This is a genomic window from Phytohabitans sp. LZ39, assembly GCF_059359075.1.
Genome location: NZ_JCADBM010000001.1, coordinates 751721 through 769815 on the forward strand (window position 1 = coordinate 751721; position 18095 = coordinate 769815).

Sequence of the window (18095 nt, forward strand, 5' to 3'; positions counted from 1 at the left end):
GCGCTGGGGGATGGGTGGCGACAACACGCCGTTGGGGGACGGCGCCACCTAAGACCGGCGGCGAGAGCGGGCGACGCTTACGGGGGTGAGTGTCGCCCGCCGCCGCCGGGCCGAAGATCCCGTTCCGCCTAGAGTCGCTCTTATGACTGGACCCCTTGCTGGGCTGGGCGTCATCGAGATGGCTGGGCTCGGGCCCGCTCCCTTCGCCGGCATGGTGCTCGCCGACCTCGGTGCCACGGTGGTGCGTGTCGACCGCGTTGGCGCACACGCGGTACCGCTCCCACCGCGCGAGGATCTCCAGGGCCGGGGCAAGCGCTCGATCGCCGTCGACCTCAGGCGCCCCGAGGGCGCGGCGCTGGTTCGCGCGCTCGCCTCACGAGCCGACGTGCTGATCGAGGGCTTTCGCCCAGGCGTGGCCGAGCGGCTGGGCATCGGGCCGACCGAGTGCCTCGCGGTCAACCCCCGCCTCGTGTACGGCCGGGTCACCGGCTGGGGGCAGGATGGTCCGCTCGCCAGCACTGCCGGGCACGACATCACCTACCTGGCCCGTACCGGCGTGCTGCACGCGATCGGCCCGGCGGACGGCCCACCGGTGCCCCCGCTCAACCTGCTCGGCGACTACGGCGGCGGCGGGATGCTGCTGGTGGCCGGCGTGCTCGCCGCGCTGTGGCAGGCCCAGCGTACCGGCGCGGGCCAGGTGGTGGACGCCGCGATCGTAGACGGCACAACGCTTCTGGCCACTCAGCTGTACGGTCTGGTCCACAGTGGATTATGGCAGGACCGGCGTGGCGCCAACCTGCTCGACGGCGGGGCACCCTTCTACGGCGTGTACGAGACCGCCGACGGCCGCCACCTCGCGGTGGGCCCGCTGGAGCCGAAGTTCTTCGCCGAGTTCGCCGACCGCCTGGGGCTCGAGCCGGCCGAGACACCGGACCAGCTCGATGTGGCGTCCTGGCCCCGCCTCCGTACGCTCATCGCGGCCCGTGTCGCCGCCCGCACCCGGGACGAGTGGACCCGGGTCTTCGCGGACGGCGACGGCTGCGTGGCACCGGTGCTGTCACTGGACGAGGCGCCCGCGGACCCGCATCTGAGCGCCCGTGGCGCCTTCGTGGAGGTGGACGGCGTGCGCCAGCCCGCGCCGGCCCCGCGCTTTTCGGCCACACCCGCCGCTGTGCCGTCGCTCCCGCCACCCCTGCCCGGCGAACACACGCGGGAGGTACTTGAGGAGTGGTCCGTGCCCGACGCCGAGGTGTTGCTGGCGAACGGTGTGGCCCACCAACTCCCGTCAGGTAACGAGGACGGGCTCGGGCTTGGCCGCCAGGGCGGCCACGCGCCGCTCGCGTGACGGGCCGGAGAGGATCTGGCCGGCCGCGACGACGGCGGCGATGCCCGCGGCGCCCAGCCACAGTGCGCTGTTGCCGGCGTGCTCCATAACGAAGCCGCCCAGCGTCGGCGCGAGGAACGCCGCCGCCGACCAGGAGAGCGAGAACACCCCTTGGTAGCGCCCGCGGATGCTCGCCGGCGAGAGCTCGGCGATCAGCGTCGCGTTGGAGGGCGACGTGAGCATCTCGCCCAACGTCCAGATGAGGACCGTGACCGCGTACACCCAGGGGACGTCGGCCACCACGGTCAGGCCGAAGCCGAGGCCGGTGACGAGCGAGGCGACGGCGAGCGTGCGGGAGCGGTCGCGGCCGCGGATGAGGCGCGGGACGAAGAGCTGGCCCGCGACGATCAGCACCCCGTTGAGCGCGATCACCCAGCCGAACGTCGACGGCGACAGCCCGTCCTGCCCCATCGCGATCGGCAGCATCGAGATGTGCTGGAGGAAGACCACCGCGGTGAGCAGGTTGAGCAGCAGGAAGCCGAGGAACACCCGGTCGGCGAAGACGGTGTGCAGGCCGGCCGCCGGCGCGCTGGTGTCGCGGCGCCGCGCGAAGCCCTGCGGCCGCCGGGTCTCCCGCACCTTCACGAAGATGATGCCGGCGGTGAGCAGCGTGGTGGTCGCGTCGACCAGGAAGAGCAGCAGGAAGTCGGCCTGCGCGGCGAGGCCGGCGAGCACCGCGGCGAACGCGAAGCCGAGGTTGATGGCCCAGTAGTTGAGCGAGAACGCCCGCAGCCGGTCGCGCTGCGGCACGACGTCGACCATCATCGCCTGAAACGCGGGGCGGGTCGCGTCCGTGAAGAAGCCGAGCACCAGCGCGCAGAGCGTGATGGTCCAGCGGTCGCGGGCGAAGCCCAGCACCAGCAGCGTGGTCGCCGCGCCCAGGTGGGCGGTGAAGAGCGTGGGGCGGCGCCCCCAGCGGTCGGCCAGTACGCCGCCGACCATCACGCCGATCGCGCTGCCGGCCCCGAAGAAGCCGATCACGAGGCCGGCCTGGGTCTGGGTGAAGTGGCGCTCGCTCGTGAGGTAGATCGCCATGAAGATCATGACGAACGAGCCAAGGCGGTTGACCAGGGTGCCGGTCCACAGGTACCAGAAGGTGGTGGGAAGCCCACCCGTGGTCTCCCGTAACCAGCTGCGCACGCCAGACCCCTCCCCCGTAACGGCTGCCACCCATGCCGTTCCTTACAAGCTAGTCCGGTGAGTGGGAGCCGCGCATCCCGATTTCCATGTGGTGGCGGTCACGGTGGCAGGATGATCCCTATGACTCTGGGGACGCTGGTGCTGCTACGGCACGGTGAGAGCGAGTGGAACGCGAAGAACCTCTTCACCGGGTGGGTCGACGTCGACCTGACCGCCAAGGGCGAGGCCGAGGCGCGGCGCGGTGGCGACCTGCTCCGCGAGCACGGCCTGCTCCCCGACGTGCTGCACACAAGCGTGCTGCGGCGCGCCATCCGCACCGCCGACCTGGCGCTCAACGCGGCCGACCGCCACTGGATCGCCGTCCGCCGCTCGTGGCGGCTCAACGAGCGGCACTACGGCGCCCTCCAGGGCAAAAACAAGAAGCAGACCCTGGAGCAGTACGGCGAGGAGCAGTTCATGCTCTGGCGCCGCTCGTACGACACGCCACCGCCGCCGATCGACGACAACGACGAGTGGTCGCAGGCCGGCGACGCCCGCTACGCCACGCTCCCGCCCGAGCTGATGCCCCGCACCGAGTGCCTCAAGGACGTGCTCGCCCGCGCCCTGCCGTACTGGTACGACGCGATCGTGCCCGACCTGCTCGCCGGCCGCACCGTGCTGGTGGCCGCCCACGGCAACTCGCTGCGCGCCGTGGTCAAGCACCTCGACGGCATCTCCGACGAGGCAATCGCCAAGCTCAACATCCCCACCGGCATCCCGCTCCGCTACGACCTCGACGCCTCCCTGCGCCCGGTCACGGCCGGCGGCACCTACCTCGACCCGGACGCGGCCAAGGAAGCCGCCGCTGCGGTCGCCAACCAGGGCCGTTAGGACATTTACCCCGTATTTCCCGGGTCCGCGTCACCTGCGGACCGCTGCTCCCGCCGGAGACCGCGGAGGTCGGCGGCTCGCGGGCGAGCCGAAACCCCCGACCTCCGCTGCCAGCTCCGCGCGACAAGCCCCACGCCGCGGGAAGCCTCTTCCTCGTTCGCAGGATCCGCCAGCAGGCGGCCGCCCGCGACGCCGACTGATCCCGACGCGAGGCCGCATCACGCAGCGTGAGCAAGCGGCCAAAGCGACATTGTGGACAAACACCGCGACGCCGCACGAACGGCTGAGGTCGCGGGAGCAACAGCCGGTAGCTCGAATGGGTCAGCCGGCGCTGGGTGGCTCGGTGGTCTCGCCGGTGACCAGGTAGACGACCTGCTGGCCGGCGTTGACGGAGTGGTCGGCGTAGCGCTCGTAGAAGCGGCCGAGCAGCGCGCCGTCGATCGCGGCCTCGGCGCCGTGTGGCCAGTCTTTGTGCAGCAGGATGCTGAAGAGTCGCCGCTGTAGGTCGTCCATCGCGTCGTCGTCGCCCTCGAGCTCGGCGCCGAGCCGCGCGTTTTGCGTGGTGAGCGCCAGGCCCACCTTGCCCGCCATCCGGTCGGCCACCCCGCCCATCGAGGTGATCACCTCGCGCAGCTCGGGCGGCACGGCCGGCGCGGGGTAGCGCCGCAGTGCGGTCTTGGCCACGTGGCCGGCGAGGTCGCCCATCCGCTCCAGGTCGGCGCCGATCTGGATGCCCGTGATCACGAGCCGGAGGTCGGTGGCGACCGGGGCCTGGCGGGCGAGCGTGTCGTAGACCTGCTGCTCGACCTGTCGCTGGAGATCGTCGACCTCGGCGTCGCGGCTGACGACCGTCTCGCAGATCTCGCGGTTGGCGGTGAGCAGCGCCTCCGTCGCGTGAGACATAGCCGTACGCACCGCCTCGGCCATGGAAACCAGGAGGCGTCCCACCTCGAGAAGGTCTGCCCGCAGCTCGTCACGCATCGCGTTGATGCTAGGCGATACCTCGTGATCTTCGCGGTCCGGGGGTGAACGACGCTCGGCCGAGCGGTGAACACTCTTGGAAGCGGGTCAGGTTTGTCCTATTCTGCGAATCAGTTGGGTTAACAATGACCCTACGATCGCGACGTGGAGTGGGCGGTCGGAGCCGGCGTGGTCGGCAGCGTCATCGGCCTGATGGCCGGAGCCGCTGCGTTGCTCGCCGTGCGCGGCCGCGCGGGGGTGCGCGGTCCGCTCGTCCCTGCCGGCGGCCGGTCGCCGGCGGGAGAGGGCGCTGCTGCCGGGGGCTTCGGAGAAGCCACTCGCGACAACGGGAGGCCGGCTATCGCCAAGGATCAGCAGGGCCAGGTCTCCGGGCTGGGCCGCAAGAGCCTCGACGCGCTGCGGGTCGGCGTCGTCGTGCTCGATCAGGACGACACGCCCGTGCTGGTCAACCCGGCGGCACGCGCGATGGGCCTCCTGCGCGCCGGACCCCAGCCGGGCACCATCGCCGCCCACCCGATCGTGCGCACGCTGGCTGGCCAGGTGCGCCGCACGGGCGTGCGCCGCGAGGTGGAGCTCGACCTGCCCCGAGGCCGGGAGGGCGGGCCGCAGTCGCCGCTCGGCGTCCACCTGCGCGCGGTCGCGCTGGGTGGAAACTTCGTCTCCGTCGAGGCCGCCGACGTGACCGAGTCGCACCGGGTCGACCGGGTGCGGCGCGACTTCGTCGCCAATGTCAGCCACGAGCTGAAGACCCCGATCGGCGCGCTACAGCTGCTGGCCGAGGCGCTGCTCGACGCGACCGACCCGGATAGCGTCACCACCGACCCCGCCGAAGACGTGGCGGCCGCCCGCCGGTTCGCGGAGCGGATCCAATCCGAGTCCACCCGCCTCGGCCGCCTCGTCAACGAGCTGCTGGAGCTGACCCGGCTCCAGGGCGCCGAGCCGTTGCCCGCGCCCGAGCCGGTCGCGATCGACTGGGTGGTGGCCGAGGTCATCGACCGCACCCGCACCGCCGCGTCCGCCCGGAGCATCGAGGTCGACGTGACCGGTGACCGCGGCCTGACGGTGTACGGCAGCGACAGCCAGATCGCCACCGCCGTCGCCAACCTGGTGGAAAACGCGATCGCCTACTCGGCGGAGCACACGAAAGTGGATGTGGTCACGCGCGGTGACGACGAGTACGTTGAGATCGCGGTGACCGACCAGGGCATCGGGATCGGGCCGAGCGACCTCGACCGGATCTTCGAGCGGTTTTACAGGGCCGACCAGGCGAGGTCCCGCGCGACCGGCGGCACCGGCCTCGGCCTGGCAATTGTCAAGCACATCGCGACAAACCACGGTGGCCGTGTGGAGGTGACGAGCAGGCTGGGCGGAGGGTCGACGTTCACCATCCGGCTGCCCGCCCGTCCGCCGGACGCCGTACTGCCGCTACCACCGTCAGTTGAGATCGAGGCCGGTCCGGCCGAGCTTCGACAGGCCTGACGAGCAACAGGAAGGAAAGTCCGTTGGCCCGCGTGCTCGTGGTCGAGGATGAGGAGTCGTTCTCCGACGCCTTGTCATACATGCTCCGCAAGGAGGGGTTCGAGGTCTCGGTCGCCGCGACCGGCACCTCCGCCCTCACCGAGTTCGACCGGACCGGTGCGGACATAGTGCTGCTCGACCTGATGCTGCCCGAGATGTCGGGCACCGAGGTGTGCCGCCAGCTGCGCCAGCGCTCCCACGTCCCGATCATCATGGTGACCGCGCGAGACAGCGAGATCGACAAGGTCGTCGGGCTGGAAATAGGAGCCGACGACTACGTGACAAAGCCGTACTCGCCGCGCGAGCTGGTCGCCCGCATCCGAGCCGTGCTGCGCCGCCAGAGCGTCGACGCGGTGGAGCTTTCCGCGCCCACCCTGGCCGCCGGCCCGGTGCGCATGGACGTCGAGCGCCACGTCGTGACCGTGGCCGGTGCGGCCGTGCAGCTGCCGCTGAAGGAGTTCGAGCTGCTGGAGCTGTTGCTCCGCAACGCCGGCCGAGTGCTCACCCGGGGCCAGCTGATCGACCGGGTGTGGGGCGCCGACTACGTGGGCGACACGAAGACGCTGGACGTGCACGTAAAGCGGCTCCGGTCGAAGGTCGAGCCGGAGCCGAGCACGCCGCGCTACATCGTCACCGTCCGCGGCCTTGGCTACAAGTTCGAGCCCTGAGACCGGGGCGGCCGGCGCTTCGAGATCTTGACCGGCACAGCAGCGGCCGTGGTCGCCGGATGCTCGGCGATCACGCCCTGCTTTGCCCGTGCCGCGCACATCTCGGCCAGCTTCGCGTACGCCGCCTTGCCGACCAGCGCGGTCAGCTCCGGCTCGTACGACAGGTACATCGCCTCGGTGCCAACATGTGCCTCCGGCGACGAGGTGCACCACCAGTCGAGGTCGTGGCCGCCGGAGCCCCAGCCGCGCCGGTCGAACTCGGTCAGCGTCGTCACCAGCACCTTGGTGCCATCTGGCCGCTTGGACCACTCCTGCTCGCGGCGCACCGGGAGCTGCCAGCACACGTCCGGCTTGTACTCCAACGGGTGAACGCCGTCGCGGAGCGCCTGTGCGTGCAGGGCGCAGCCGCCACCGCCGGTGAAGTCGGCGTCGTTGAGGAACACGCACGGGCCCTCTTCGCCTTGCGTGGCCGTGCGGCGGGCCGGGTTTTTGCCGTCGATGGAGTCCATCTCCGTATAGTTTTTGAACCCGCGCCGGTAGTGCTGCCAGGTCTCCGGCGTCAGCCGCTTGACCGCCGCCTTGACCCGGTTTTCGTCGTCCGAGTCGGTGAAGAACGCGCCGTGCGAGCAGCATCCGTCGGCTGCGCGGCCGGCGATGATCCCGTGACACGCCTTGCCGAAGACGCACGTCCATCGGGAGAGCAGCCAAGTGAGATCGGCACGTACGACGTGCTTTGGGTCCTCCGGGTCGACGAACTCGATCCACTCCCGGGGGAAGTCGAGCGAGACTTCCTTACTCCGCGGGTCTTGGGGGTCGTCGACGAGGACGTGCAGGCTTGCCACCTGGTCAGCTTACGCGCGTGGTACCCGTAAGGTTTGAACTATGCGGCTGGGTGTCCTCGACGTCGGGTCCAATACCGTGCATCTTCTGGTCGTGGACGCACACCACGGCGCACACCCCTGGCCGGCCCACTCCGAAAAGGCGGTGCTCCGGCTGGCCGAGCAGATCGGCAAGGACGGCGCGCTCACCAAGTCCGGCGCCGACGCACTCGTCAAGGCGGCCGCCGACGCGATGACCGCGGCGGCCCGGCTGGTCACCGACGACCTGCTGGCATTCGCGACCTCCGCGGTCCGCGACGCCACAAACTCCGCCGCCGTGCTCTCGCGGGTCCGGGAGGAGACGGGGGTACGCCTTCAGGTGCTCTCCGGCGCGGACGAGGCGCGGGCCACGTTCCTCGCGGTGCGGCGGTGGTTCGGCTGGTCCGCCGGGCGCCTGCTGGTGATGGACATCGGCGGCGGCTCGCTGGAGCTCGCGGCCGGCATCGACGAAGACCCCGACCTCGCCATGTCGCTGCCGCTCGGCGCCGGCCGGCTGACCCGCGACCGGCTGCACATCGACGGCAGCACCGCCACGCCGCCGTCCGCGCACCGGGTCGACGAGCTGGCCGAGTACGTCGAGGAGATGCTCGATCCGGCCGTGCAGAAGCTTTCCGAGGTCGGCTGGGACCGTCCGGTCGCCACGTCGAAGACGTTCCGCTCGCTGGCCCGCCTCGCCGGCGCCGCCCCTTCGACGGCCGGGCTGTGGGCGCCCCGGCGGCTGCACCGCGACGGACTCCGGCAGGTGATCGGATTCATCCGCCACATCTCTCCCCGTGAACTGTCCGGTTTGGAGGGTGTGAGCGGCCGCCGGGCCCACCAGCTGCTCGCCGGCGCGGTCGTGGCCGAGGCGACGATGCGCCGGCTCAACATCGACGCGGTCGACATCTGCCCCTGGGCACTGCGCGAAGGGGTCATTCTTCGCCGTCTAGACCAATTGGAGCCGGCGTAGCGCCAAAGCGCATTTACCACCGTGGCGATACCCTGGCAAGCGTGAGTTCCCGCGTCCCCGTACTCCTGTCCAGCTCCTCCGTCTTCCCCGAGCCGACGGCGGCGGCGTTCGAGATGGCCGCCACCCTGGGCTACGACGGCATCGAGGTCATGGTCTGGACCGACGCGGTCAGCCAGGACGCCGGTGCCCTGCGCGGCCTGTCGACGCACTACGGCGTGCCGGTGCTGTCCGTGCACGCACCGTGCCTGCTGGTCACCCAGCGGGTGTGGAGCTCCGACCCGTGGGAGCGGCTGCGGCGGGCGGCGATGCTGGCCGAGACGCTAGGCGCACCCACCGTGGTGGTGCACCCGCCGTTCACCTGGCAGCGTGACTACGCGCGCGGCTTTGGTGCCGGGCTGGCCCGCTTGGCCGCTAAGCACCCGGATGTCACGTTCGCGGTGGAAAACATGTATCCGGTGCGGATGGCCGGCCGCGAGTTCGTGCCGTACGTGCCGGGTTGGGATCCCACCGAGACCGGCTACGACGCGTACACGCTCGACCTCTCCCACTGCGCGGCCTCCCGCACCGACCCGCTGGCCATGGCCGACACGATGGGTGCCCAGCTCGCCCACGTGCACCTCGGCGACGGCACGGGCGAGGGGCGCGACGAGCACCTGGTGCCCGGGCGCGGCAGCCAGCCCTGCGGCGAGCTGCTGGCGTCGCTGGCAGGGCGGGGTTTCACGGGTTCGGTGGCGGTCGAGGTGGCGACGCGCAAGGCGAGCAGCCGGGCGGTCCGCGAGGCCGACCTGCGAGAGTCGCTGGCCTACGCCCGGCAGCATCTCGCCACCCCGACGCCGGTCACACCGCGGTAAGCAGCTTTTCCTTCTTGCGCGCGCGGTGGGCGGCCACGTGGGAGCGGGTGGCGCACCGCTCCGAGCAGAACCGCCGGCAGTTGTTGGACGAGGTGTCCAGGTAGACGTTGCCGCAGCGCTCGTCGGCGCAGACGCCGAAGCGGGCGCTGCCGAACTCACAGAGCCACACGGCCAGGCCCCAGACGGCGCCGGCGAGGTACTCGGCGCTGACGGAGGCGCCCCGGCTTGTCACGTGCATGTGCCAGTCGTTGGCGTCGTGACCGGAGATGCGCGGCTGGACCGGGAAGGTCTCCAGCAGCGCGTTGAGCTCGGCGACAGCCTCGATGTCGCGGCCGGACGTGCCGAACTCGAAGACATCTCGCAGGCGCTTTTGCGCCCGGCGGAAGATGGCCAGGTCGCGCTCGACTGCCTCGGTGGCCATCCAGGAGTTTTCCTCGCCGAAGAGGCCCCGGAGGCCGTCGAGGTCGTCCAGCGACGCGTTGACAAGGTCAACGGCCGTCCTGGCGTACGCGTCGAAGTTCACCCGACAACCGTAGACGACTTGGGGCCCTCATGGCGCGTCACGCTCGTGCGGACGGTAACCGGGCCACTCCGCGGGGCGGGCGTTACGCTCGCCTCATGCTGCGATCGGTCATCCTCGCCGCTTCCCGGTCTTCCCGGATGGAGCGGCTCGTCGAGACTGCGCCGCTCACGCGTGGTGTGGTGCGGCGGTTCGTCGCCGGCACGTCGCCGGACGACGCGCTGCGGGCGACCGGTGAGCTGGTCGCCGACGGCCTTTCGGTGAGCCTGGATGTGCTCGGTGAGGACACCGAGACGCCCGAGCAGGCGGTCACCACCCGCGAGGCCTACGTCGCGTTGCTGCACGCCCTCCGCGACGCGGAGCTGACCCCGGCCGCGGAGGTGAGCGTCAAGCTCTCCGCGCTCGGGCAGAAGTTCGACGAGCAGCTGGCGTACGACGGGGCGCGAGCGATCTGCCTGGCCGCATCGGAGGCCGGCACCACGGTGACGCTGGACGCGGAAGACCACACCACCACCGACTCCACCTTGGACATCCTGACCAAGCTGCGCACCGACTTCCCGACCACCGGGGCCGTGCTCCAGGCCTACCTGCGGCGCACCGAGGCCGACTGCCGGGAGCTGGCGACCGCGGGCTCGCGGGTGCGGTTGTGCAAGGGGGCCTACAAGGAGCCCGAGTCGGTGGCGTACCAATCCACTCTGGACGTCGACAAGTCGTTCGTGCGCTGCCTCAACATCCTCATGTCGGGCGATGGCTACCCGATGCTCGCCACCCACGACCCCCGGCTGATCGCGATCGGCGAAGACCGGGCGCGGTGGTTCGACCGGTCGCCCGACGAGTTCGAGTTCCAGCTGCTGTACGGCGTGCGCCCGGACGAGCAGGCCCGCCTGGCCGCCGAGGGATACACGGTGCGTGTCTACGTGCCATACGGCACGGAGTGGTACCCGTACCTGATGCGCCGCCTGGCCGAACGGCCGGCGAATGTCAGCTTCTTCCTCAAGGCGGTCAGCCGCAAGGCGTGAGCTAAGGTCCCGCGTGTGACGGACGCACCGGGGCCGGAGCCGGGATCGCGCCGGCGCTGGCCGCTGTGGCTGGCGCTCGGGTCGGTCGCCGTGGTGCTGTCCTGCGCCGTCCCGCTGGTCGTGATCGTTACCCTCCGCGACCACGGCCCGGGCGCGTCGGCCAGCGCCAGCCCGATCGCCATCCACAGCCCCGAGCCGGGCGACCCGGAGCAGATGACCCAGCTCTGGCTGCGCGAGCGGATCGCGGATGTGCTCACCGAGCAGGCCGGCGCGCTGCTCCGCGGCGACGAGCGGGGGTTCCTCGCGGTCGCCGAGCCGAAGTCGGCGGCGGTCGGTGCGCTGCGGCGGCAGTTCCGGTCGCTGCGGGCGCTGAAGGTCACCGCCTGGCAGGTGCGGATCACCGACATCCCGGACCGGGCCGGGTCGCGGTGGCGGGTCGCGGTGACGTACGAGCACTGCTTCGTCGACCCGGGCTGCCTCACCGGTCCGGTATCCATCGAGACGACCTGGGTCGACCGCGGCGGCGTGCCACGCATGGTCGCCCTGGCGCCGTCGCCCTCGGCGCAGGACGGTCCGCGGCCGTGGGAGGCCAGCGACCTGGTGGTCGCCCTGGGCAAGCGGGCGGTGGTCGCCACGACGGCGGCGCAGAAGGGCCACCTCGCCGAGGTGCTGCGCGAGGCCGAGCGGGCGGCCGAGGTCGCCGACCGGTACGCGGTCGGTGGCCTGCCGCCCCGGCACTACCAGGTCTTCTACGCCGGCGAGAAGGAGTGGCGGCGCTGGTACGGCGGCGACCGGCCGGAGTGGACCGCCGGATACGCGGTGCCGGTCGGGGGTGGCCACTTCGACGTGGTGCTCAACGCGAAGGGCCTGCACAGCAGCGTGCTCGACGACCTGCTACGGCACGAGATGACGCACGCGGCCTCGCTGCCCGGCGGCGGCTACCGCACCGGTGAAAACTGGTGGCTGGTCGAGGGCCTCGCCGACCTCGCCGCCGCGGGCGGGCGGCCGGTCAGCCGGTACGAGAGCCTGGGCGACGTGCGGCGGCTCGTGTCCGGCGGGTGGCGCGGTCCGCTGAGCGCGGCCGAGCCGGGCGAGCGAGCCACGGACTGGCAGGTCAGCGCCGCGTACGGGGTCGGCTACCTCGCCGTCCGCCACCTCGTCGACCGCTACGGCGAGGAGGCGATGCTCGCGTTCTTCAAGGCGGTCGTGCACGAGCGAAAGTCACCCGAGGCGGCGTCCACCAAGGTCTTCGGCGAGCCGTGGCAGGCCCTTCAGGACGACTGCGTGTCGTACGTGCGGAGCGCGGCCTCGTAGGATTACTCGGGTGTCTGGCGTCCCCCCGCCACGAAGACTGATCCTGCTCGCCGGCGCTGCCCTCCTCGCGCTCGGCGCGACAGCCGCGTCCTGTGGCGACGACGAGTCGGCCGTGGCCCTTGGCAATGCGTCCCGCGGCGAGGTGGCGGAGGTGGTCGACGCACCGGCCTCGGTCACCGCGAAGGCGGCCGCCACGCTCACTTCACCGGCCGACGGCACGCTCGCCGTGATGCGGGTGGGTCCGGGCGCCACCGTGCGGCGCGGCCAGGTGCTCGCGGTCGTCGACTCGCCCGGTGCCAAGCAGCGGCTCACCCAGGCCAAGGCGGCGCTCGACGCGGCCAAGCGGGCGGGTGGCGGCTTCGGCGGCGGGGTCAACCTCACGACCGTCCAGCGCAATACCGACAAGGCCGCGGCCGCCGCGTTCGACGCCGCCCGCGCCGCCGCCGGCAAGATCGCCGATCAGCGGATCCGCGGCGTGCTGCTCGCCAACGTCGACGCGGCGGAGAAGCAGTACGAGGCGGCCGCTCGCGCCGCCGGCCAAGCGGTCCGCGCGGTGCAGCGGGGCGTGGCCGGGCTCAGCTCGGCGGTCAGCGCGCTCTCGGCCGCCCAGCGCCTCCAGGCGCAGCAGGCCTACGACCTGGCAAAGTCCACTGTGGATGCGCTGACCCTGCGGGCGCCGATTCCCGGCGTGGTGCAGCTCGGTGGTGCCGCCGCGCCGGCCGGCGGCGCGTCCGCCGAGGCGCTGGCCGGGCTGCTCGGCGGGTCCGGTGCGCAGCTGCCCACCGGCGCGCTGAACCCGCCCGCGGCGCAGGGCCCGGCGGCCGGCGTCGACGTCGCCGTGCCGGTCGGCGGCCAGGTCACCGCGGGCACCGCCATCCTGACGATCGTCGACGTGTCCGCACTCGGTCTCGTCGCCGAGGTCGACGAGACCGATGTGCTGCTGGTCCGCCCCGGCCTGAAGGCGACGGTGGAGCTCGACGCGGCGACCGGCGCCACGTACGCGGGCGAGGTCCGCTCGGTCGACGTGCTGCCGACCGCCTCGGCGCGCGGCGGCGTCGCGTACCGCGTCCGGCTCGCCCTCGGCGCCGGGCAGTTCGGCGACGGCCGCGACGCCCCGCCACCCCGGCCGGGCATGAGCGCGGTCGTCCATCTCCAGGTGCGCGAGGCGGCCGACGCGGTCACCGTGCCCGCCGCGGCGGTCTTCTCCGCCGACGGCCGCGACGCGGTCTGGGTGGTCCGCGACGGCCGCGCCGCCCGGGTCGACGTGACCGTCGGCGTGCAGGGGCAAGACGTCGTGCAGATCGTCACCGGGGTGGCGCCCGGCGACAGCGTGGTGGTCCGCGGCACCGACCAGGTCACCGCCGGCCAAGAAGTGCCGTGAGATCGTGACGGTCGAAGCGGCTGACGTCACCCGGACGTACGAGCTGGACGGGGTTTCCGTACCGGCTCTGCGAGGCGTCTCCCTTGTCGTCGAGCCGGGCGACTACGTGGCGATCGTCGGGCCGTCGGGCTCGGGCAAGTCGACGCTGATGCACCTGCTCGGTGGGCTCGACCAGCCGACCGGTGGCCGCCTGGTCATCGGCGGGCGAGACGTGTCGACGCTCTCCGCGCCGGAGATGGCGCGGCTGCGCAACGAGACGATCGGCTTCGTCTTCCAGGCGTTCCACCTGCTGCCCCGGACGTCGGCGGTCGACAACGTGGCGCTGCCCCTCGTGTACCGCGGCGTGGGCGCCCGGCAGCGGCGGGCGAAGGCGGCGGAGATGCTGGAGCGGGTGGGGCTCGGCCACCGGCTCCACCACCGGCCCAACCAGCTTTCCGGCGGCGAGCAGCAGCGGGTGGCGATCGCGCGGGCGCTGGTCACCGACCCGGCGGTGCTGCTGGCCGACGAGCCGACCGGCAACCTCGACACCGCGACCGGCGCCGCCGTGCTGGGCCTGCTCGAAGACCTGAACTCGACCTCCGGCGTGGCTCTCGTGATCGTCACCCACGACCGCGACGTGGCCGCCCGGGCCCACCGGCAGATCGCGATGCGCGACGGCCAGATCGTGCCCGAGGGCGCGGAGTGAGGATCGTCGAGGCCTGGCGGGTCGCGCTCGACGCCCTGCGGGCCAACCGGTTGCGCAGCGGGCTGACCATGCTCGGCGTGGTGATCGGCGTCGCCGCGGTGGTCGTGCTCGTCGCGATCGGCACCGGTGCCAAGCGCGAGGTGGAGCAGCAGGTCGAGGGGCTCGGCTCCAACCTGCTGATCGTCGTGCCGGGGCGGCTGGAGTTCAACTCCGCGCCCTCCGTCTCCCGCCTCTCACTGTCCGATGTAGACGCCGTGAGCCGGGTGGTCGGCGATCCGTCGCGGGTGGCGGTCACGGTCACGTCCGGCGAGACGGTCCGCGCCGGCACCCGTTCCACGTTCACCACCGTGCAGGGCGTGCTGGAGACGACGCCGCAGGTCTTCGTCCGCGATGTCGGGCGGGGCAGCTACCTCACGGCGTCCGATGTGGACACGGCGCGGCGGGTGGCGGTGCTCGGCGCGACCGTGGCTCGTACCCTCTTCGGCGACCGCGACCCGGTCGGCCAGCAGGTGTCGGTCGCGGGCGTGCGGTTTCGCGTGATCGGCGTATTCGCGCCGCTCGGGCAGAGCCTCGGCGTCGACCGGGACGACGAGGTGCACATCCCGGTGACGACGGCACACCGGCTGTACGGCACCAACCGCATCGACGGCATCGCGGTCAAGGCGCCCGACCGGGAGCGGATCGACGCGCTCGGCGAGCGGATCGTGGCCGAGCTCAGCAAGCGCCACCCGGACACCGAGTTCAGCGCCGTGACGCAGGAGCAGATCCTCGGTGTACTCGGGGACATCCTCGGCGTGCTGACCGGTGTGCTGGCGGCCATCGCGGGCATCTCGCTGCTCGTGGGCGGCGTGGGTGTCTCCAACATCATGCTCGTCTCGGTGCGCGAGCGGACCCGGGAGATCGGCCTGCGCAAGGCGGTCGGTGCCCGGCCGCGCGACATCGGCGTGCAGTTTCTGCTGGAGGCGGTGCTGCTCACGACCATCGGCGGGGTCACCGGCATGGCCCTCGGCGTGGGCGGGGCGCTGCTGGTCGGCGAGCTCTCCCCGGTGCCGGCGGCGATCACTTGGTGGTCGCTGGCGCTGGCGTTCGGCGTCTCGGCCGCGGTGGGGATCATCTTCGGCGTGGTGCCGGCCCAGCGTGCCGGCCGCCTCGACCCGGTGGTCGCCCTCCGCACGGAGTGACCGAGCTTCGATCACAAGAGGGGATATGCCCCCTTGGGGTGAATTAAGCTAATCGCCCGGAGTGGCGACTTGACTGATCATGATCATCTGGCTGAAGGGATCGCGTGGGTCACAGCCGTCCCGGTACCGTACTAGTTACACGCGCGTTGCCCGCCGCGGCGCATCCGGCCCGGCGGCACGCGCCGGGGATGGGATGGGTTGGTGAGCCATGGCAGGATCACCACAGTCCGAGAGCAGACTGTCGGAGGTCAAGTTCCTGACCGTCGCCGAGGTGGCGACGCTGATGCGGGTCTCGAAGATGACCGTTTACCGGCTAGTGCACTCCGGCGAGTTGACGGCGGTCCGGGTTGGCCGGTCGTTCCGGGTCCCGGAGCACGCGGTGCACGAATACCTTCGGGGGGCGTTCCAAGAGTCGGCGTAACAGGGGCTACCCTGGTGGGCGACCGTGAGTCCGACGGGCGTCGGCGCCCACCAGTTAGCTCCGGTCCGCTGTCCAGATTGGTCGCCGGTCGGTGACCGGCTGTAGTCGAAATCGCAATGGGAAGGCTTTCGTATGGGCTCGGTGGTCAAGAAGCGCCGCAAGCGCATGGCTAAGAAGAAGCACCGCAAGCTGCTGCGCAAGACCCGCGTCCAGCGTCGCCGTCTCGGTAAGTAAGTCCGCGTCCGGGCGCGTGCGCCGGGCGACCATCGAATCGTGAGGTGGCGGTGACTGCCGCCTTGGGCGTCGTCGTGGTAACCGGCATCAGCCGGCATCTCGGCGCGCATGTCGCCGCCCGCCTCGCCGCCGACGAGCGCGTCGGTCGCGTGGTGGGTCTCGACCCCAACGAGCCCGCCGCCGAGCTCCAGGAGATGCTCGGCGGCGTCGAGCACGTGCGCGCCGACGCCGGTTCCGCCAACACCGTCGTGGCCGAGCTCGACGCCGAGGTCGTGGTGCATCTCGCGCTCGTCACGTCGCCCGAGCCGGGCGGCCGGGCGGCGATGAAGGAGCAAAACGTCATCGGCACGTTGCAGCTCCTCGCCGCCTGCCAGCGGGCACCCCACCTGCGCAAGCTGGTGATGCGCTCGTCCACGGCGGCATACGGCGCCTCGTTCCGCGACCCGGCCGTCTTCACCGAAGACACCGAGCCGCGGCAGGTGCCGCGCGGCGGGTTCGCGCGAGACATCCTCGACGTCGAGGGCTACCTGCGCGGCTTCCGCCGCCGGCGGCCCGACGTGAGCGCGACGGTGCTCCGCTTCGCGCCGTTCATCGGCTCCACGGCAGACACCAGCCTCACCCGCTATTTCGCGCAGCCGCTCGTGCCCACCGTGTTCGGGCGCGACCCGCGGCTCCAGTTCGTGCACGTCGACGACGCGCTCGAGGTGCTGCGCCGCTCGGTGGTAGAAGACCACCCGGGCACGTTCAACGTGGCAGGTGCCGGCGTGCTCGCGCTCTCCCAGGCCATCCGGCGGGCCGGGCGGCTCGCCGTGCCGGTCTTCGAGCCCGGCCTCTCCGCCGCCGCCACGCTCGCCGGCGGGCTGCGGCTCGGTCGCTACGGTCTCGACCAGCTCGACCTCTTCGTGCACGGCCGGGTGGTCGACACCACCCGCCTCGTCGAGGAGTACGGTTTCGAGCCGCGCACCACCGCGGCCGCGTTCGACGATTTCATCCGCGGGCACGCCGACCGCGCCGTGGTGACCGCCGACCAGCTGGCGGCCGCCGAGCGGGCCATCCTCGACGGCATCCGGCGAGTCCGCGCCTCCGCTGCGAAAGAACCCTCATGAGTGACCCGGCTGTCGACGACTGGCCGGGCGACCCGTGGGACAAGCGGGTCGCCTCGACCCTCTCCTTCCTGCGCCGCCGCCTCTCCGGTCAATACGAAGTGGACGAGTTCGGCTTCGACCCGGAGCTGACCGACCACGTCTTCTATCCGGTGCTGCGCCGGCTCTACCGCGACTGGTTCCGCACCGAGGTCTTCGGCCTCGAACACCTGCCGGACGACGGCGCCGGCCTGGTGGTCGGCAACCACTCCGGCACCGTGGCGATGGACGCGCTGATGCTCTCGGTGGCCGTGCACGACGAGCACCCCAAGGCCCGCCACCTGCGCCTGCTCGGCGCCGACCTGGTCTTCCGGGTGCCCGTGCTCTCCGAGCTGACCCGCAAGTCAGGCGGCACCGTGGCCTGCAACCCGGACGCCGAGCGCCTACTGCGCGGCGGCGAGCTCGTCGGCGTCTTCCCGGAAGGCTTCAAGGGCGTAGGCAAGCACTACAAGGACCGGTACAAACTCCAGCGCTTCGGCCGCGGCGGCTTCGTGTCGGCCGCGCTGCGCACCGGCACCCCGATCGTCCCGGTGGCCATCGTCGGCGCCGAGGAGATCTACCCGATCCTCGGCGACCTCAAGCCGCTGGCCCGCCTGCTCAAGCTGCCGTACTTTCCGGTCACCCCGACCTTTCCCTGGCTTGGGCCGCTCGGGCTGGTGCCGCTGCCGAGCAAATGGCTCATCGAGTTCTGCCCGCCGATCCCCACCGCCGACCTGGTCGACCACGCCGACGACCCGATGGTCATCTTCAACCTCGCCGACCAGGTGCGCGAGACGATCCAGCAGACGCTCCACCGCCTCCTCGAAAAGCGCCCCGACCCGTTCGGCCGCTAGCGCGCTCCTCTTCCTCGAAACCCAAGAGACAGATCTGAGCTACCGCGACGATGCTCCTATGGTTGTCAAGCGGCGGGGTCAGGGTCGTTTGTTGTGATGATTTGGTAGAGCTCGCGGGCGATGTAC

General features: G+C 71.7%; 19 protein-coding genes. 15 read left to right on the forward strand and 4 right to left on the reverse strand.

From position 1 onward, the window contains the following. The first annotated feature begins 142 nt into the window (after positions 1-142). A complete protein-coding gene (locus tag AC5L36_RS03495; protein WP_441220199.1) occupies positions 143-1345 on the forward strand; it encodes a CaiB/BaiF CoA transferase family protein in 1203 nt (400 codons plus the stop codon). On the opposite strand, the gene AC5L36_RS03500 is transcribed toward AC5L36_RS03495, so the two are convergent. After that, positions 1286-2524 (reverse strand): MDR family MFS transporter, encoded by a 1239-nt coding sequence (locus tag AC5L36_RS03500; RefSeq protein WP_441220200.1) that lies wholly within the window; start codon positions 2522-2524, stop codon positions 1286-1288. The genes AC5L36_RS03495 and AC5L36_RS03500 overlap by 60 nt on opposite strands. Before the next feature lie 120 nt (positions 2525-2644). Between AC5L36_RS03500 and AC5L36_RS03505 the strand changes: the two genes are divergently transcribed. Beyond that, positions 2645-3394, forward strand: a complete 750-nt coding sequence (locus tag AC5L36_RS03505; RefSeq protein WP_441220201.1) for a phosphoglyceromutase — start codon at positions 2645-2647, stop codon at positions 3392-3394. A gap of 321 nt (positions 3395-3715) precedes the next feature. Here the strand turns inward: AC5L36_RS03505 and phoU are convergent, their stop codons facing one another. Then, positions 3716-4375, reverse strand: a complete 660-nt coding sequence (gene phoU / locus AC5L36_RS03510; protein ID WP_441220202.1) for a phosphate signaling complex protein PhoU — start codon at positions 4373-4375, stop codon at positions 3716-3718. A 144-nt stretch (positions 4376-4519) separates the two neighbouring features. Between phoU and AC5L36_RS03515 the strand changes: the two genes are divergently transcribed. After that, positions 4520-5854 carry a sensor histidine kinase gene (locus tag AC5L36_RS03515; protein ID WP_441220203.1) on the forward strand — a complete coding sequence of 445 codons (1335 nt, stop codon included), beginning with the start codon at positions 4520-4522 and terminating at the stop codon, positions 5852-5854. A 23-nt stretch (positions 5855-5877) separates the two neighbouring features. Beyond that, positions 5878-6561, forward strand: coding sequence for a response regulator (locus tag AC5L36_RS03520; protein ID WP_173040329.1), 684 nt, complete (start codon positions 5878-5880; stop codon positions 6559-6561). Here the strand turns inward: AC5L36_RS03520 and AC5L36_RS03525 are convergent. Further along, positions 6543-7403 carry a DUF3109 family protein gene (locus AC5L36_RS03525; RefSeq protein ID WP_441220204.1) on the reverse strand — a complete coding sequence of 287 codons (861 nt, stop codon included), beginning with the start codon at positions 7401-7403 and terminating at the stop codon, positions 6543-6545. The genes AC5L36_RS03520 and AC5L36_RS03525 overlap by 19 nt on opposite strands. 40 nt (positions 7404-7443) lie before the next feature. Here AC5L36_RS03525 and AC5L36_RS03530 point away from each other — a divergent pair, with 40 nt between their 5' ends. Both AC5L36_RS03530 and AC5L36_RS03535 read left to right on the forward strand, forming a co-directional pair. Further along, on the forward strand, positions 7444-8388 hold the full coding sequence (locus tag AC5L36_RS03530; RefSeq protein WP_441220205.1) for a Ppx/GppA phosphatase family protein: 945 nt from the start codon (positions 7444-7446) through the stop codon (positions 8386-8388). Between the two features lie 41 nt (positions 8389-8429). Then, positions 8430-9239 (forward strand): sugar phosphate isomerase/epimerase family protein, encoded by an 810-nt coding sequence (locus tag AC5L36_RS03535; protein ID WP_441220206.1) that lies wholly within the window; start codon positions 8430-8432, stop codon positions 9237-9239. Here AC5L36_RS03535 and AC5L36_RS03540 read toward each other — a convergent pair. Beyond that, positions 9226-9762, reverse strand: a complete 537-nt coding sequence (locus tag AC5L36_RS03540; RefSeq protein ID WP_441220207.1) for a CGNR zinc finger domain-containing protein — start codon at positions 9760-9762, stop codon at positions 9226-9228. The genes AC5L36_RS03535 and AC5L36_RS03540 overlap by 14 nt on opposite strands. A 95-nt stretch (positions 9763-9857) precedes the next feature. Here AC5L36_RS03540 and AC5L36_RS03545 point away from each other — a divergent pair, with 95 nt between their 5' ends. From AC5L36_RS03545 to AC5L36_RS03585, 9 genes are all read left to right on the forward strand, one after another. After that, positions 9858-10778 (forward strand): proline dehydrogenase family protein, encoded by a 921-nt coding sequence (locus AC5L36_RS03545; RefSeq protein ID WP_441220208.1) that lies wholly within the window; start codon positions 9858-9860, stop codon positions 10776-10778. A 15-nt stretch (positions 10779-10793) separates the two neighbouring features. Then, complete coding sequence (locus AC5L36_RS03550) at positions 10794-12092, forward strand: hypothetical protein (protein ID WP_441220209.1); 1299 nt, start codon at positions 10794-10796, stop codon at positions 12090-12092. 1 nt (position 12093) lies between these two features. Next, a complete protein-coding gene (locus AC5L36_RS03555; RefSeq protein ID WP_441220231.1) occupies positions 12094-13473 on the forward strand; it encodes an efflux RND transporter periplasmic adaptor subunit in 1380 nt (459 codons plus the stop codon). 1 nt (position 13474) lies between these two features. Further along, a complete protein-coding gene (locus tag AC5L36_RS03560; protein ID WP_441220232.1) occupies positions 13475-14158 on the forward strand; it encodes an ABC transporter ATP-binding protein in 684 nt (227 codons plus the stop codon). Beyond that, positions 14155-15339, forward strand: coding sequence for an ABC transporter permease (locus tag AC5L36_RS03565; protein ID WP_441220210.1), 1185 nt, complete (start codon positions 14155-14157; stop codon positions 15337-15339). The genes AC5L36_RS03560 and AC5L36_RS03565 overlap by 4 nt, the downstream gene beginning before the upstream one ends. Positions 15340-15547: 208 nt before the next feature. Beyond that, on the forward strand, positions 15548-15760 hold the full coding sequence (locus tag AC5L36_RS03570) for a helix-turn-helix domain-containing protein (protein ID WP_173040309.1): 213 nt from the start codon (positions 15548-15550) through the stop codon (positions 15758-15760). 132 nt (positions 15761-15892) lie between these two features. Then, positions 15893-15994 carry a 30S ribosomal protein bS22 gene (locus tag AC5L36_RS03575; RefSeq protein ID WP_007465623.1) on the forward strand — a complete coding sequence of 34 codons (102 nt, stop codon included), beginning with the start codon at positions 15893-15895 and terminating at the stop codon, positions 15992-15994. A 50-nt stretch (positions 15995-16044) separates the two neighbouring features. Continuing rightward, on the forward strand, positions 16045-17100 hold the full coding sequence (locus AC5L36_RS03580; RefSeq protein ID WP_441220211.1) for an NAD-dependent epimerase/dehydratase family protein: 1056 nt from the start codon (positions 16045-16047) through the stop codon (positions 17098-17100). Further along, the gene (locus tag AC5L36_RS03585; RefSeq protein WP_441220212.1) at positions 17097-17969 is read left to right on the forward strand and encodes a lysophospholipid acyltransferase family protein; all 873 of its coding nucleotides are present in this window, start codon (positions 17097-17099) and stop codon (positions 17967-17969) included. Before AC5L36_RS03580 ends, AC5L36_RS03585 begins: the two co-directional genes overlap by 4 nt. The last annotated feature ends 126 nt before the right edge of the window (positions 17970-18095 follow it).